Source organism: Pseudomonas sp. NY15372, assembly GCF_048068215.1.
Classification (GTDB): Bacteria; Pseudomonadota; Gammaproteobacteria; order Pseudomonadales; family Pseudomonadaceae; genus Aquipseudomonas; species Aquipseudomonas guariconensis_A.
In genome coordinates this window covers 58,895-71,917 of the sequence record NZ_JBLUPY010000009.1, presented here as the reverse complement: position 1 = coordinate 71,917, position 13,023 = coordinate 58,895, and the positions used below count along the sequence as shown (strand labels likewise).

Sequence of the window (13,023 nt, the reverse complement as noted above, 5' to 3'; positions counted from 1 at the left end):
TCCCCGGCAAAATCCGGTGCATGGCCACTATTGAGCAGCGCCCCAACGGGGCATGGCGGACCAAGATCCGCCGAAAAGGATACCCAACCCTCTCCGCGACCTTCGACACTAAGGCCGAGGCCCAGCGCTGGGCTGCCGAAATCGAAGGCGACATGTCGCGCGCCAGGTTTGTCGACATGCGCGAGGCTGAGAGCACAACCCTGGAAGAGGCCCTCGATCGCTACTCTCGCGAGGTGACCTCGGCCAAGAAGGGCGCCAAGCAGGAGATGACTCGCATCGCCAAGTGGAAGAAGCACAAGCTGGCGAAGAAGGGCCTGGCCGCGATCCGGTCAAGCGATATGGCTGCGTATAGGGATGATGAGCTCAAGGAAGGGAAGTCCACCGCGACGGTCAAGCTCGACCTGGCGGTGATCAGCCACCTTTATACAGTAGCCATCAAGGACTGGGGTATTGAGGGGCTGAGCAACCCGGTGGCCCGGCTGAGGATGCCGAAGGGGGCGAAGTCGCGCGATCGACGGCCGACTGCCCAGGAACTGAAGGATGTGATCAAGGCAGCAGGCGATATCCATGCTGAGATGCCGGCGATCATCGGTATTGCGGTAGAGACGGCGATGCGCCGTAGCGAACTGCTGACGCTCCGCCGCGAGAACGTCAAAGCGAAGCACGTGATTCTGGAAGACACCAAGAACGGTACCCGACGACTGGTCCCGCTGTCCGTCCGTGCGCGCAACCTGCTCGAGGCGCTGCCGGCGCGCCTGGATGGCAAGGTGTTTTCCCTGGTCCCGCACTCGGTAAGCCAGTACTTCACCCGGGCCTGCCGGGCGGCCAACGTCGAGGACCTGCATTTCCACGACCTTCGCCATGAAGGTACGTCGAGGCTGTTCGAAAAAGGGCTGTCCATGATGGAGGTCAGCACGATCACGGGGCACAAGTCCTTGAGCATGCTCAAGCGCTACACGCATCTGTGCCCCGATACCCTGGCTGACAAGCTCGGCTAGCGCACGCTGGCCAAGGTCGGCGGCGCCTGGCGCTTCCGGCCTGGCTTCGCCGGCGCGTGCATCCCGCTTTCGCACTCCTGCAAAAACTGGCGAACCGTGCTGACTCTCCAGCAAATCCTGGCGCCTTGCTTGAAGAACGGTGGCAGCCAGGATGCTCCGGCCTGCCGGGCGCTGCGGATGGCGGATTCGGACCGGCCAAGGAGCTTGGCTAGCTCGGGGATGTGGATGATTTCTGGTTCCATGTAGGGCTCCTGCCGCACCCGGCGGCATCAGTAGGATGCGGCTATCTTTTTGCGCTGCTCGTGCAGCTCGTTCTCTCTGGCCAGCTGCGCCTCACGGTCGGCCAGCCACTTCCTGGCCTTTTCCTGAGCGGCCTTGGCGCTGGTGAACAACTTCGGCCTCGGGTGCTTCACGCCTTTGCTGTCCACGCAGAACAGGCCTTTGCGCACGATGGTGACCTCCCTGACGGCGAAGTCCTCGCCCAGGGTGTAGGCCTTGAATGGGATGGTCATGGGTAATCCTCACGCCAAGAAGTGGTGACCGACTGCAGCGGCTCGTGCCGCCGTTTCAGTGCGGAACATGATTTCTTTGGTGCCAGGCCAGCCTTCCGCCTCGAACTCAACCGATACCCACCAGTAGCCGAACTTGCGGTACGGCTCACCGAGGATCTTCGTGACGTAGCAGTCGACCTGGTTCATGGATGGTCCCCACCTTCAATGATGGAATGCTCGACGGTGCGGGACTGGGCCTCGGCATCACCCAAGAACACCATGTTCAGGGCCGCGTCCTGCAGGTTGCCAACCTCATCGGTGCCTTCCTCATCCTCATCGAGGATGGGAATGGCCTGGTGTCGGATCATGTCGATGGTCAGGCCCTCGGGGATCTCGAACCTGGTGGTGATGGTGGTTTTGATGGTGATTACTGGCATGGGTAGGTCTCCACGCCGCCGGTGGCGGCAGGTTGGTTGTCAGGCCAGCAGCACGTCACGCACAACTTCCCAGAGTCGGGCGGCGGGCCATTGGTAGCGGTCGAAGTCGGTGTCGGGCTGGATTCCGTAGCGGCAGGTGGAGTGGGCGCCGGCAGGGTATTCGCCACGTTTCTGCATGATGGTGGCCACACGGCCGTCACCGCCTGGCTCAGTCCGGTGATACTCGTAGGCCCTGGTGGTGTACACGTCGCCGGCGGCAATAGTGCAGGTCGAGTGATGCACCATGTCGGCCCTACCGTCCGGCGTCCAAGGTCTCCCGCCGCCAGCTTGACGCGCCCCCTCATGCAGGTAGAGAACGAATTCGCCATCATCAAGCAGGCGCATGTCGTAGCAGTGGTTGATCTGTTTTCCGACCAGAATTCTCGAAACGAAATTGAAGCGATGGTCGTGGATGGCCGAGTGCTCGAAGCAGCTGCGGCGCGGCAGTTCGGGGTGCCACACGTGCAGACGCTGGTCGCCCTGCAGTTGGACCTGGACGAAGCCCAGGCCGTGTAGCGTGACTTTGTCCGTCATCACATCGTCGATGATCATGGCAATAGCTCTCCATTCCCGCGCATGTCGGCGGGCTTGAGTAGTTGGGGGAGGGGTTAGGCTGCGGGGCGCTTCATGAATGTGATCCAGTGCGTTTTCTCACGCTTGCCGGACTTGTGGCCAAACAGGGGCTTCTCATCTGTCAGGGCCAGAAGCTCGCTTACCAGCACCTGGGTTTCGTTCCACTTGAAGATCAGGATGCCTTCGGGCTCCAGCACGCGGAAGCACTCGGCAAACCCTTGGCGGATGTCTTCCCGCCAGTCGCTGGTGAGCACTCCGTACTTGGCACGCATCCAGCTATCTACGCCGGCGCGGGTGAGGTGGGGTGGATCGAACACTACCAGGCGGAAGGTTGAGGCCTCGAAGGGAAGACTCCGAAAGTCCATCAGCACATCGGGCTCAACCTTCAGCACCCGGCCGTCGCAGAGTAGGTGTTCCTCGTCGCGGATATCGCCGAACAGGGCGCGCTGATCCTGCTTGTCGAACCACATCATGCGGCTGGCGCTGCAGGGATCGAGAACTTTAGCTGCTGCGCTCATTGGAAAACCTCCTTCGGCGGATGAACCGGGCAAGGCCAGCGCAGCGAGCCGTCTCCGGATGGGCAGGTGCAGTTCTTCACTTGGATCAGACTGGTCATGGCTGCGCCTTGCTGTTCTGGATCAGGGATATCGACGTGATTGCGCAGGTCACTCCATTGTCAGCGGCCAGCTTCGCTTCCATGCTCTCGATTTGCTCGCAAGTTGGGGCGTCATCGGTGTCGCGCTCATGGAAGAACCTGCCGCCGCCGACTTTGCAGAGGTAGCCGATCAGGTAGGTACGCTTGATTTCAGGCACAGGGCGTCCTTGGCCGCCATATCGCGGCAGTGAATAGAGGTGAGAGGGGTTACAGCAGGGTGGAGTACAAATGTGCTCTTCACGAGCCCCGGCTTACTCGCCCTGGTTGGCCAGTGCGTTTAGTCGCTGGAAGGAGGTGCCGGGGATGCCGTGGGAGCGCTCGTCTAGTGGCACTTCCTCGTCGCGCAGGTCGTACCGCTTGAGCAGGTCGATCAGCTGGTGCTGGTCATGGATGGCCTGGATGCAAGGGCTACCCGGTAGCTCGGCTGGTTTTTCGAAGCAGATCCGGTCATAGCCATTTCCGCCGACGTGCCAGGCAATCGGCGCGCTCGGCTCTGCGCTGGCTTCCAAGAACGAAATTATTTGTCTACGTGGCTCATCGCTCATATTGAGCCAGCGCGCCAGAGTGATGCTGGCGGTATCCAGCAGATTCCTCGCCTCGGCCAGCTGGGCACGCAGCCTGGGCATGTCGCGTAGGAAGGCTGTCTGGATCTTCACCCACATCGTGCCGGTGTTGTCGCCGACCGCTTTCGCTGTGATCTGGACCATTTCTTCAAGTGCCTTGTAGGCGTCCTCTACCTCGCGCAGCCGATCAACCTCGCCAGGATCGGCGTGTTCAAGCGCTTCGTAATACCGCTGCGCCAGTTCGGCATTTTTCCTGTCGGCAGAGGCTTGAGCCTCGGCCAGACTGTCGTAAACCAGCACTCCACCCACTTGGTAGTAGCCATCCTTGCCACCGAACCTGCATGGAGTTGGCGTGTAGCGCGGTTTTTTGAGCTTTGGCACCACTGGTTCGCCCTGGAGCTCCAAGGCGGAAATGGCCTTGAACTGTCGCAGCAGCTGAGCAGCATCGTTCATGAAGTCGAGCGCGCCATCGCCTGCATAAGCCTCTTCAAGCGATTCGATGGTTGCTTGCACGCTTACCATCTCTGTGTTGCTGGATCGGTTTTCTGTGAGCATGGGGATACCTCAATTGCCGACAAACGGTAGTTGCTGTGTGAACAGTCGTGATCGGCAGTGATCGCTGATGAAGAGTTTTTGGAAAAAACCCAAGAGGATTCGAATTGGTCGTGACAGCAGAATTTCCTCATCTACAGAGGAGCTGTACCGACATGATGAAGCGAGTGATAGAAGAGGTGATCGTTCAGCTGATAGCCCAGGGCATCTTGGATGTGATGGCCTGGGCTTGGGGGTTGGTGAAGACGCCACTATGCAGCTGAAGCAAGCCTGTCGGATGTGCGCCATGGGTTGTTGGCGCGGGCCAGCGCGGCCATAGGCGGCGGGCTGACGCTGTTGCCGCACATGTGCACCTGCTCAGTCTTGGTGAATGGCTTACCGTCGGCGCCCTTGTCGATGATGTAGCTGGCCGGGAAGCCTTGGGCGCGGTACAGCTCGTGCGGCTGCAGCATGCGTAGGCAGATGTCGACGATGACGTAGGGCGTGCCCTTCACGAACACGGTGACCAGGCCCAGTCGGTCCTTGGTGGTCACCGTTGGCGCTGGCGCGTCTGCTGCGCTGGTGTTTTCGGTGCCGTAGTAGCTGATCAGAAACGCAGCCACGCGCAGGGCGCCTTCCTCATGCTCTGGTGACAGCCTGTACTCGACCAGGGCGTGATGCTCGGCACCGGCGGTCATGGTCGGTACGGGCTCATCAACGGCTCGGCCTACGCAGTTTCGCCGGAGAGTGGCCAGGCTGGCCGTAACCAGGCGCTGCTGGCTGCCCGTGTTGGTGACCGTGGTCAGTGGTTCGTCGGCTCCCTTAGCTGGTGTGGTGTTGAATCCGCCATTGGCCTGCTCAATGAAGGCTGTGCACACGCCCATGGCATGGGCAGCACCCGCCGGCCGCTTGTAGTTGCCACCGCTGGTGATGGTCGGCACCGGCTCGGTGATGGGGGAGCCTTCGCTGTTGAACCTGAACTTGACCAGGTGCGCGGCTGCCAAGGCATGCTTCACATCACCGGCGACGACAGTGCCCAGCGGCTGATCGAGGCCCGGCACCCTGGGCTGCTGACCGGCCCGCTCACCGTATCCGGTCTGAACCAGGGTAGGGCTGGCCACGGCGAATGATCCGCCGCGTGGCCATGAGGTGACCGTGCGTAGAGGTTCGTGGGCTGACTGGGCCAGCTCTCCCGACCAGTTCGCTATCGGCACGATGAAAGGCTGCGGGTTGTCCAGCACGAACTTCTTCATCCCCTTGGCCACTCGGCGCAGCGTTGCTGCTGCCAGGGGCTTCTTGCGACCGAAAATGCTCTTGCTCGGCACGCTCCAGTCGATGCAGTCCGCGGCGGTGCGCCACTTCTGCTGTCCCTTGGCTGGGTTCTTGGCGTGGGTCGGCTCAGGCCACACGATGGGCTGACCGTCGCAACGGGCGATCATGAACAGACGTTCCCGGCTGGTCGGCGCGCCAAAGTCGCAGGCCTTGATGATTCGCCATTCCACCTGGTAGCCCATGCTTTCGAGCAGATGCACGAACCGGCGCCAGGTGACGCCGCGGCGCTTCGGGTCGGGCACAAGGTACTGCTGTTGCACCGGCACGCGCTCGCCGATGGCCGCAACGGTGCCGTCCAGCTTCATCACCCGGCCGGTGGCCTTGTCGCGCTTGGCGATCAGCGGTCCCCACTGCAGGATCTGTTTCACGTTCTCCAGGCTGATCACACGCGGCTTCTTCTTGCCGGCCCACTTCAGGCCAATCCACGACAGGTTGCGGATCTCGCGCTTGCGCGGCTGGCCGCCGGCGGCCTGGCTGTGGTGGGTGCAGTCGGGCGACATGTGGAACCATCCAACCGGCCGGCCTTGGCATTCCTCGTCGGGATCGCCCTCGAATACGTCCGTGGTGAAGTGGCGCGCTGCTGGGTGATTGGCGGTGTGCATATTGATGGCTGCGGGGCTGTGGTTCTTGGCGACATTCACCGGACGGCCCAGGCCCATCTCCAGGCCGGTACCGGCGCCACCACCACCGCAGAAGAAGTCGACCACGATTTCATCGTCCTGCGGGTCGAAGCCAAGGCCGTACTGGGTTTTGAAGTCGAGAGGGTTCTTTTTCTGAAACGTAGACATGGGCGGTCCTCGCCGGTTGGCGTGAGTCGTTATCGTTGAATAGGGGAAGGCGCTGGCGGGCAGCGAGGGTCAGGCGGCGATTGGAAACTGCTTGGCCAGGGCCTGCTGCACCGTTTCGATGATCCGGCAGAGGTAGGCCCAATCTGGGTTGGGCTCCATGGCATCGGCCGGCAGGTTCCACCAGTCGTCACCGAACACGCGGTGCATGAACTCGCGGTGGGCGCCTCCGCACTCATCGAGCGAGCTGGTGTGGCGCACAACTTCCGCCTCGTCGAGCAGGCTCCGGGCGTCTTCTGCGTCCAGGTCCCGGTCACGCCGCATTTGCACGATCACCTTCCGCGCTTTGTCGGCCAGGGCCTCAGCGCTGAACCGGCGAGAACTCAGGGACCGGTCGAAGTAGCCGATGATGTAGGCGTCGTGCAGCTTGCAGAAGAACTGGCCGATGGTCAGGCCATCCCACATGCCGCCCCAGTAGGCGTGCCAGGTCTTGTCGTAGCAGCTGACGGTGATCTTGCCCTTACAGGGCTCGAAGTCTTCGAGGTAGACGCTGATCGGGTCCAGGCCTTCGGCGCCGGTGATCAGCAGCTTGGTGACGGTCGAGGTCTCGACTTGCATTACGGTACTCCATGCATGCGCCGCCCTCCGTGGCCGGATGCGGCATGGTGGCAATTTAGTGTCGGATGAGCTATGTATCCATATGCGGCTAATTTCGAGGAAGGTCTATGGCTACTGGACTGCTCATGATCAATTGCAACGGTACACGCGTCACAGATAACGACTTTGGTATTGGCGTTGATATCGCTATAGATATTTATAATTCTAAAAATATATACATGGACAACAACAGTTCCCGCCACGCTTCGAGTGCTGAGCGGTTTTCGAAAGTTGGTAGGAATGAAGTCTGTCCCTGTGGGTCCGGATTAAAGTACAAAAAATGCTGCTTAGGAAGAGAGAATATGTCGACTGGTATTAGATCAACTCGCAGCACCTTCACGGTTGGTAAGGCAAATATAGTCGCGGATATTGGCGTTGACCTTACTGATAGTCATGCTCATATAGAGGAGCTAAATCATGTAGTCCCCAATGTTCTTGGTGTGGATGAATTTTTAAAAGGTCTTGGTGTTGCGCCTCCGAAAGAAATTCTTGATGAGGCATTTCGTGAGGTCAGGTCTAGCGGCACTACAGAAACTCTTGAGCACTCAAGGCTAAAGACATGGTGTATGGAACAAAATATTAACGCAGGCCTTTGGGTACAATTGGCGGGCGCGATTGGTATCGCCGTTTTTGGTGGAGGCTAAATGTTGGATTTTGCGTATCTTCATATATCCTGAATATCATGGTGGCGGCCATTCCGAGTTCGGTAGGTAATACTTTTCAAGCGATGAGCTCCATGTCTCGATCGTTCCAGCCTGCCAGCCACCAGCCGCAGTCGACGGTCATCCAGACATAGGGCTGGGAGTGCTTCGACTGTCCGTTGTCGCGGCAGGCGCGGCCCAGGTAGTAGGCCTCAGGGTGAGGGGCATGCTGGTGCTTCATGGCTACGTCCCGGCCAGGTAAGGCATGGGCGCGAAGGGGATGTCGTCATCGAAGGCGTCAGGCGGCACGGCTTGTTGGCTCGGCTGTGGGGCAGGGCGCTGCTGGCGCTGTTGCTGGCCACCGGGCTGGCCTTGCGGGCGTCCACCCAGGAGCTGCATGGTGCCCTGCATGTCAACGATGACTTCGGTGGTGTAGCGCTTAATGCCGTCCTTCTCCCACTCGCGGGTCTGCAGCTTGCCCTCGATGTAGATCTGCGATCCCTTGCGGGCATACTCGCCGGTGATCTCGGCGACCTTGCCGAACAGCACGACGCGATGCCATTCGGTGCGCTCGACCTTCTGTCCGGAGCGCTTGTCCGTCCACTGCTCACTGGTGGCCAGGCTGATGCTGGTCACAGCATTGCCATTGGGCAGGTAGCGCACCTCTGGGTCCTGGCCGAGCGTGCCGACCAGGATGACCTTGTTGACCCCACGGCTCATGCTGACGCCGCTCCGGCCAGCACCACCAGCAGTAGGGCAAACAAACTGACCCAGCGGGTTGCACGCTCACCGATGTGTCTTGCCTGGATGACTGCCGCGACAGGCATAACCTTGGCGTCTATCGCCCGCTCGAGGCTCTGTGCGTAACGCACGGCCTGCGGGTAGCTGACGTTGCGGCCGTACACGCGACTGTCGCTCGCCGACACAACAACCCAGCCGTTGCCGCTCTGGGTTACGTAGAAGCGAGACTTGCTGCGGAACTCCTCGGTTGCGGTGATGACCTCTTGGCGCAGGACGTCGAGCTGGCCCTGGCTGTCTTTGATGGCTGCTTGCATGTTGTGATCCTCGGTAGGGTCAGGCGTGGAGCTCGAAGGCCTCGGCCTTGCGAACGATTCGGACTTGAGCGACACGGCGTTCAGGCACGCGCCGGTCGCGGCGCATCGGGTCGCCGTCGTTGATCGCGGAATGCATGGCGATCAGGCCGGCGAGGGCGATGCACAGGGGGCTGATGATCTGGCGGCGCATGGCCTTGGTTACCGCTTCGATGCGGCGCCCTGCCTCCAGCTTGAACAGCGCGGCCTCGATGCGGTTGGCCACTGTGCCCGGGCTAACCGCCATCTGGCGGGCGATTTCTTTGGTGGTTAGGCCTTGGGCCACCCACAGCAATGCTTCAAGCTCGCGGGGAGCCAGCGCCTTGCCGAGCTGGCCTATCCATGAGCCACAGGTGATCGTTTCCATGAACTGTCCTTGGTGGGCTGCATCGGTCGTGACGCTCGCTGCCGTGAGCCTCCCGGACCAGGGGAGGTCGAACGCCACGACCGATGCAGCCTGGTGATAGGGAACCAGGTGGATCGGGCCGTCTTTCCGGCTGTCACCGCACAACCATTGAGCCCGTCATGCGGAAGGGCTATCCCTTTATGCGCTTGGGAGTCCAGCGGCCGGCTAACCCCGGTCAGGATTCATTTCCCGTCTGGCCCTGTCGCCAAGGCCAGCCAGTGAAATTGAAGTGATCCAGGCGCCCATCGCTCTCTGGGCTACGCGCTACCCCGCATTGGCATGCGCGCCACTTGGTTACCTGAACCCAGCTCACTGCATGAGGCAGCTGCTGCCCTCATGTGCCGCTGAGGGTGACGGGTGTCGAGTTGTGTAAAGAGCAGTGGCTGCCTGAGCTGCCTGGTTCGATGCATATGCAAGCGAACTTGCAATAATAAAAGCATGCTTGTTTTTCAAATGCAAGCACGCTTGTGTTAATTTTTCGTACTGTATGGATATCCAGTTAGTAGGAGATAGCGGATGTCAGCACAGGAAAAAGCAGCTCGGATCGCGGAATTGACAAGCCTGGAGCGGCTGGGCCTGAGGGTTTCGGCAATGATTAATTCGCCGCTAGCGCAGCTGGGGAGAAGGGTGCTGATCCACCGTATGGATACGGACAGCGATCAGGACTGGGATGCGATCATGGAACTGCTATCCGAAACGGACGGCCTGGACATGACCTTCTGTGATGACGGATCGGTGATCTTGCAATGGGATAAGCCGGACGTGGATGGCTCGGTGGTTGAGCGGGAGGAGAGTGGCGAGGAGGATCCGCCTTTCTGAGGGACACAAAAAGCCCGCTAAAAAAATAGCGGGCTAAGGGTTCTGCCGCAGTAATGTAGTCAAGCCTCGTGGAGGTAATGAAGGCCGCCTAACGAAAGCTTATTCATCCATCAAAAATAGGCTCAGCCTGGCGGATCTGAATGAGAGCTTTGGAACGGTGTAATAGTGTGCACACGCCCTTTCTCAAAATCAGGCCGTACATTCTGCAGTTTTTTCTTAAAGTCTTCTAACTGCAGTCTGGTGCTTTCTTTGAATTCAGGAGAGGCACCTTTATCTTTCAGATGCCCCTCGCATGTTTTTATAGATGCCTTGAGGCCGGCTATGCTTCTAGTTAACTCGGGTGGATCATCTGAGCGAATGTAAAGCTTTAATAGCCATATCGACAGAAATGGAGAAACCAAGCTGCATAGCGCCATGACAACCTGTGCGACGTTGTGATTTGGGAAAAGGCTTGTTATGGTAAGGGCAGCAGCATTTAGAACTGTCGTGGATCCAGCCATGAACATGTTATTGCTCATGTCCTATCCTCCAATTCTGTCAATTCTGCGCGGCTCAGCTTTCTAAAGGATGGCTTCCTTAATATGGAGTGCTTTACGTAGTAAGCTTCCACAACCCTTGTTCCGTCAGTATATTGTAGTATTGTGTCTTTAGGGAATGCAGCGTATGCAATATGCCTAGATATTTTTCTAGTCACTAGCACTATCCAGGGCGAGCATAAGATTAAAACAAGCCATCCTATTGCTTGCCATATCGTTATGTAATCCCACATGGTTAGACCTAAAATTTCCGTCGCCTGAATTAATTTATTACGCGCACTATGGCATATTTTGTCTTTGTTCCGCTAGCGTTAATTGTCGTGGTTTCCTCTAGCTCGACAGCATAAAGCTTTTCTTTTTTAAAAGCTTCTTCGTTGGCCGCAATCTTTTCGAGGAATAACGGGTCTTGTATTACAACCGACATTTCCATTCCGTCAGTTGTCTGGATGTTCCAGCCGCGCTTGCTTTTGAAATTGAGCTTTGTGAATTGAACCGTCTTTTGGAGGGTGCGGGAGGTTTCTCTCTCGGTCACGTCTGAACGTATCTGAGTGAAAGATTTAATTCTATCCTCTTCAAGAGTTAGACGCTTATCATCAATGATAAATGATACCTTTGCTTCGGGCCGGCCTTGTACTGGAGCCTGGATCACCTTGTGCAGCGCCTGACGAATTTCCTTGCTTGATACCAGCAAAGCTACTTTGCTATCAGTCTCGATTGGGCCATCTTTGGTCTCAAGCGTGGCTTTCTGTGTGCGTTGATTAACAATGACACGATCGATCTTGGTATCTCGAATTCGGTCCATTATTCCAAGTGCAGTACCGATTCCAGCAGCGGCAGTGGCCACGCCAATACCAATCGACTTTAGCACCGTTGTAGTGGTTAGCGGATCGGCAACAATGGCGAAAATTACCTCCAGCGACCCCTCTTTCGCCGGAGCTACCACTTTCAGATCGGCTTTTGATGATCCATTGCTTACAATTTCAGCTGCCTTGGTTATCAGGTCGTACATCCCGATGATGGCAGTGCCAAGATCTTTGGCGTTAATCTGGTGCTTATTGAGTTCGCCGGTATCGTCGTAGGAAATTTTAAATTCCGTTTTGACTATTTCTTCCATCTAAAATGATCTCGCATTGTTGGTTTTAATTATTCTGTTTTGTGTTGGTTGTTCTTGTAAGCGTCATTGGAGGAGCATAAATTGCGAAACGCTGTCTAGGTGAGACTTAGTTTTAAACTAAATGCGCATTCCATACCAATAACACCCTGGCCTGGATATAGGTATCTTCCCTCCGGATCATCCGGTCTTTGTGCTTCGGGTTGTCCGAGATCATCTCGAAGTGGTCTTCATCCGCGATCTGGAGCCGCTTGATGTACTCGTGCCCGCCCCAGGAGAAGTAGTAGATCCCATCGCCTACAAACTCGCGGATGCTCACGTCCACTATCAGAGGATCACGGTTCTTGATCGTGGGCGCCATCGACTGCCCCCAGCCCGTCACCAGCTTCAGGTGGAAGTGCTCCTTGAACTCGACGCCCAATTCACGAAGGTGCTTGGGACTTACTCGGACATCTTGGAGCATCTCTGGGTGGTCATGCGTGACCTGCCCTCCACCCATAGAGCCGCGGACGTCATAGTGAGCAATCCAGACCTCATCGCCGACCAACCCGGGACGCGAGAAATCTACAGTGATGACGTTATTCATCGACACTGCCGCGGCTGTCTCTTCGACCGCGCTTGCGATTTTCTGTCGAGCTTCCTCCGGCAGGCTTTTACCGTGCTTGGCAAGCATCTGCTGAACAAGATCAGCCGCTGATCGCGATTGTTTTTCTTCCGCTTTAGGCGCCGGGGCATCTTTGCGTCTTGGCGGCTCCCCCTTGCCTGCAAGTAACCAATCCACAGTCGTGTCATAGCCGTCCGCAAGGGCTACGAGATTCTCGTTTTTGATGTTCTCGGTGTCGCCCGCGAACCACTGACGTACAGCTTCATAGCTGATTCCGCAGGTGTTCGCGATATCCCGCTTGACGTTGCGCACGCCGAGTTCGGGGCGACGGGCCAGTACGAGCTTGGTGATTCGATCTGTGGTTTTCATGTGCGCAATCTACAAGGTTGCTTGTCAAGCATGCTTGTTTTGAATATGCAAGCATGCTTGAATATCAAGACGAGCAAAGGAGGTCGCCATGACCAAAAGCCAGGCAATCAAACATTTCGGGTCGATATCGGCGCTCGCTAAGGCGCTGGGGGTGACCTACGAGGCGGTCCGCCAATGGGCGGATGTGCCTGAGCTGCGCCAGTACCAGATTGAGCGAATCACGAAGGGAGCGCTTAAGGCCGGGAAGGCGGACGCAGCAGCGTGACCGTGAGGACATTTTCAGCTGGCAGGCCATGCGCCAGTAGATGACTAAAACACCTGCTGATCCATCCAGTACCTGAATCGCAGGCATAAAAAAACCGGGTGGCAGCCCGGCTTCTTCAAC

The 13,023-nt window shown here is 57.9% G+C and carries 21 protein-coding genes; 4 read left to right on the top strand and 17 right to left on the bottom strand.

Translation table 11 applies throughout. The features are described 5' to 3' along the window. The first annotated feature begins 20 nt into the window (after positions 1-20). A complete protein-coding gene (locus ACNFG0_RS09795) occupies positions 21-998 on the top strand; it encodes a tyrosine-type recombinase/integrase (RefSeq protein WP_416764617.1) in 978 nt (325 codons plus the stop codon). Here ACNFG0_RS09795 and ACNFG0_RS09790 read toward each other — a convergent pair. From ACNFG0_RS09790 to ACNFG0_RS09745, 10 genes are all read right to left on the bottom strand, one after another. Continuing rightward, on the bottom strand, positions 995-1,240 hold the full coding sequence (locus ACNFG0_RS09790; protein ID WP_416764616.1) for a helix-turn-helix transcriptional regulator: 246 nt from the start codon (positions 1,238-1,240) through the stop codon (positions 995-997). The genes ACNFG0_RS09795 and ACNFG0_RS09790 overlap by 4 nt on opposite strands. Positions 1,241-1,267: 27 nt before the next feature. Further along, positions 1,268-1,510: a hypothetical protein gene (locus ACNFG0_RS09785; protein ID WP_416764615.1), complete on the bottom strand. Its 243-nt coding sequence runs from the start codon at positions 1,508-1,510 to the stop codon at positions 1,268-1,270. Positions 1,511-1,519: 9 nt separating this feature from the next. Continuing rightward, complete coding sequence (locus ACNFG0_RS09780; protein WP_416764614.1) at positions 1,520-1,696, bottom strand: hypothetical protein; 177 nt, start codon at positions 1,694-1,696, stop codon at positions 1,520-1,522. Then, complete coding sequence (locus tag ACNFG0_RS09775) at positions 1,693-1,926, bottom strand: hypothetical protein (protein WP_416764613.1); 234 nt, start codon at positions 1,924-1,926, stop codon at positions 1,693-1,695. The genes ACNFG0_RS09780 and ACNFG0_RS09775 overlap by 4 nt, the downstream gene beginning before the upstream one ends. A 39-nt stretch (positions 1,927-1,965) precedes the next feature. Continuing rightward, the gene (locus ACNFG0_RS09770) at positions 1,966-2,517 is read right to left on the bottom strand and encodes a hypothetical protein (RefSeq protein ID WP_416764612.1); all 552 of its coding nucleotides are present in this window, start codon (positions 2,515-2,517) and stop codon (positions 1,966-1,968) included. 56 nt (positions 2,518-2,573) lie between these two features. Next, positions 2,574-3,056 carry a class I SAM-dependent methyltransferase gene (locus ACNFG0_RS09765; protein WP_416764611.1) on the bottom strand — a complete coding sequence of 161 codons (483 nt, stop codon included), beginning with the start codon at positions 3,054-3,056 and terminating at the stop codon, positions 2,574-2,576. Positions 3,057-3,150: 94 nt separating this feature from the next. Continuing rightward, entirely contained in the window at positions 3,151-3,351 is a 201-nt protein-coding gene (locus ACNFG0_RS09760; protein ID WP_416764610.1) for a hypothetical protein, read from the bottom strand. A 93-nt stretch (positions 3,352-3,444) separates the two neighbouring features. Next, complete coding sequence (locus tag ACNFG0_RS09755; RefSeq protein WP_416764609.1) at positions 3,445-4,311, bottom strand: hypothetical protein; 867 nt, start codon at positions 4,309-4,311, stop codon at positions 3,445-3,447. A gap of 248 nt (positions 4,312-4,559) precedes the next feature. After that, on the bottom strand, positions 4,560-6,407 hold the full coding sequence (locus ACNFG0_RS09750; RefSeq protein WP_416764608.1) for a DNA cytosine methyltransferase: 1,848 nt from the start codon (positions 6,405-6,407) through the stop codon (positions 4,560-4,562). Between the two features lie 69 nt (positions 6,408-6,476). Then, positions 6,477-7,022, bottom strand: a complete 546-nt coding sequence (locus ACNFG0_RS09745; RefSeq protein WP_416764607.1) for a hypothetical protein — start codon at positions 7,020-7,022, stop codon at positions 6,477-6,479. A 107-nt stretch (positions 7,023-7,129) separates the two neighbouring features. Between ACNFG0_RS09745 and ACNFG0_RS09740 the strand changes: the two genes are divergently transcribed. Continuing rightward, positions 7,130-7,705, top strand: coding sequence for a YecA family protein (locus tag ACNFG0_RS09740; RefSeq protein ID WP_416764606.1), 576 nt, complete (start codon positions 7,130-7,132; stop codon positions 7,703-7,705). A 76-nt stretch (positions 7,706-7,781) separates the two neighbouring features. On the opposite strand, the gene ACNFG0_RS09735 is transcribed toward ACNFG0_RS09740, so the two are convergent. From ACNFG0_RS09735 to ACNFG0_RS09720, 4 genes are read right to left on the bottom strand one after another with little or no spacing between them, the layout of a single operon-like run. Continuing rightward, a complete protein-coding gene (locus ACNFG0_RS09735; RefSeq protein ID WP_416764605.1) occupies positions 7,782-7,943 on the bottom strand; it encodes a hypothetical protein in 162 nt (53 codons plus the stop codon). A 2-nt stretch (positions 7,944-7,945) separates the two neighbouring features. After that, a complete protein-coding gene (gene ssb, locus ACNFG0_RS09730) occupies positions 7,946-8,422 on the bottom strand; it encodes a single-stranded DNA-binding protein (RefSeq protein ID WP_416764604.1) in 477 nt (158 codons plus the stop codon). Beyond that, positions 8,419-8,757, bottom strand: a complete 339-nt coding sequence (locus ACNFG0_RS09725) for a hypothetical protein (protein ID WP_416764603.1) — start codon at positions 8,755-8,757, stop codon at positions 8,419-8,421. Before ACNFG0_RS09725 ends, ssb begins: the two co-directional genes overlap by 4 nt. 19 nt (positions 8,758-8,776) lie before the next feature. Continuing rightward, entirely contained in the window at positions 8,777-9,160 is a 384-nt protein-coding gene (locus ACNFG0_RS09720; protein WP_416764602.1) for a response regulator transcription factor, read from the bottom strand. A gap of 555 nt (positions 9,161-9,715) precedes the next feature. On the opposite strand from ACNFG0_RS09720, the gene ACNFG0_RS09715 reads away from it, so the two are divergent. Continuing rightward, positions 9,716-10,018 (top strand): DUF1654 domain-containing protein, encoded by a 303-nt coding sequence (locus ACNFG0_RS09715; RefSeq protein ID WP_416764601.1) that lies wholly within the window; start codon positions 9,716-9,718, stop codon positions 10,016-10,018. 122 nt (positions 10,019-10,140) lie between these two features. Here ACNFG0_RS09715 and ACNFG0_RS09710 read toward each other — a convergent pair whose 3' ends face one another. The 3 genes from ACNFG0_RS09710 to ACNFG0_RS09700 all read right to left on the bottom strand — a co-directional run bounded on the left by ACNFG0_RS09710 (position 10,141) and on the right by ACNFG0_RS09700 (position 12,638). Beyond that, positions 10,141-10,536, bottom strand: coding sequence for a hypothetical protein (locus ACNFG0_RS09710; RefSeq protein ID WP_416764600.1), 396 nt, complete (start codon positions 10,534-10,536; stop codon positions 10,141-10,143). A gap of 280 nt (positions 10,537-10,816) precedes the next feature. Beyond that, complete coding sequence (locus ACNFG0_RS09705) at positions 10,817-11,668, bottom strand: hypothetical protein (protein WP_416764599.1); 852 nt, start codon at positions 11,666-11,668, stop codon at positions 10,817-10,819. 112 nt (positions 11,669-11,780) lie between these two features. After that, positions 11,781-12,638: an XRE family transcriptional regulator gene (locus ACNFG0_RS09700; protein ID WP_416764598.1), complete on the bottom strand. Its 858-nt coding sequence runs from the start codon at positions 12,636-12,638 to the stop codon at positions 11,781-11,783. Between the two features lie 88 nt (positions 12,639-12,726). On the opposite strand from ACNFG0_RS09700, the gene ACNFG0_RS09695 reads away from it, so the two are divergent. After that, the gene (locus ACNFG0_RS09695; protein WP_186618272.1) at positions 12,727-12,903 is read left to right on the top strand and encodes a Cro/CI family transcriptional regulator; all 177 of its coding nucleotides are present in this window, start codon (positions 12,727-12,729) and stop codon (positions 12,901-12,903) included. Positions 12,904-13,023: the final 120 nt, after the last annotated feature.

Coding starts and splice junctions, on each gene's coding strand:
- ACNFG0_RS09740 (WP_416764606.1), top strand. CDS start 7,130: ATGGCTACTGGACTGCTCATGATCAATTGCAACGGTACACGCGTCACA.
- ACNFG0_RS09735 (WP_416764605.1), bottom strand. CDS start 7,943: ATGAAGCACCAGCATGCCCCTCACCCTGAGGCCTACTACCTGGGCCGC.
- ACNFG0_RS09755 (WP_416764609.1), bottom strand. CDS start 4,311: ATGCTCACAGAAAACCGATCCAGCAACACAGAGATGGTAAGCGTGCAA.
- ACNFG0_RS09710 (WP_416764600.1), bottom strand. CDS start 10,536: ATGAGCAATAACATGTTCATGGCTGGATCCACGACAGTTCTAAATGCT.
- ACNFG0_RS09775 (WP_416764613.1), bottom strand. CDS start 1,926: ATGCCAGTAATCACCATCAAAACCACCATCACCACCAGGTTCGAGATC.
- ACNFG0_RS09720 (WP_416764602.1), bottom strand. CDS start 9,160: ATGGAAACGATCACCTGTGGCTCATGGATAGGCCAGCTCGGCAAGGCG.
- ACNFG0_RS09785 (WP_416764615.1), bottom strand. CDS start 1,510: ATGACCATCCCATTCAAGGCCTACACCCTGGGCGAGGACTTCGCCGTC.
- ACNFG0_RS09780 (WP_416764614.1), bottom strand. CDS start 1,696: ATGAACCAGGTCGACTGCTACGTCACGAAGATCCTCGGTGAGCCGTAC.
- ACNFG0_RS09745 (WP_416764607.1), bottom strand. CDS start 7,022: ATGCAAGTCGAGACCTCGACCGTCACCAAGCTGCTGATCACCGGCGCC.
- ACNFG0_RS09770 (WP_416764612.1), bottom strand. CDS start 2,517: ATGATCATCGACGATGTGATGACGGACAAAGTCACGCTACACGGCCTG.
- ACNFG0_RS09725 (WP_416764603.1), bottom strand. CDS start 8,757: ATGCAAGCAGCCATCAAAGACAGCCAGGGCCAGCTCGACGTCCTGCGC.
- ACNFG0_RS09715 (WP_416764601.1), top strand. CDS start 9,716: ATGTCAGCACAGGAAAAAGCAGCTCGGATCGCGGAATTGACAAGCCTG.
- ACNFG0_RS09705 (WP_416764599.1), bottom strand. CDS start 11,668: ATGGAAGAAATAGTCAAAACGGAATTTAAAATTTCCTACGACGATACC.
- ACNFG0_RS09795 (WP_416764617.1), top strand. CDS start 21: ATGGCCACTATTGAGCAGCGCCCCAACGGGGCATGGCGGACCAAGATC.
- ACNFG0_RS09765 (WP_416764611.1), bottom strand. CDS start 3,056: ATGAGCGCAGCAGCTAAAGTTCTCGATCCCTGCAGCGCCAGCCGCATG.
- ACNFG0_RS09695 (WP_186618272.1), top strand. CDS start 12,727: ATGACCAAAAGCCAGGCAATCAAACATTTCGGGTCGATATCGGCGCTC.
- ACNFG0_RS09700 (WP_416764598.1), bottom strand. CDS start 12,638: ATGAAAACCACAGATCGAATCACCAAGCTCGTACTGGCCCGTCGCCCC.
- ACNFG0_RS09790 (WP_416764616.1), bottom strand. CDS start 1,240: ATGGAACCAGAAATCATCCACATCCCCGAGCTAGCCAAGCTCCTTGGC.
- ACNFG0_RS09750 (WP_416764608.1), bottom strand. CDS start 6,407: ATGTCTACGTTTCAGAAAAAGAACCCTCTCGACTTCAAAACCCAGTAC.
- ssb (WP_416764604.1), bottom strand. CDS start 8,422: ATGAGCCGTGGGGTCAACAAGGTCATCCTGGTCGGCACGCTCGGCCAG.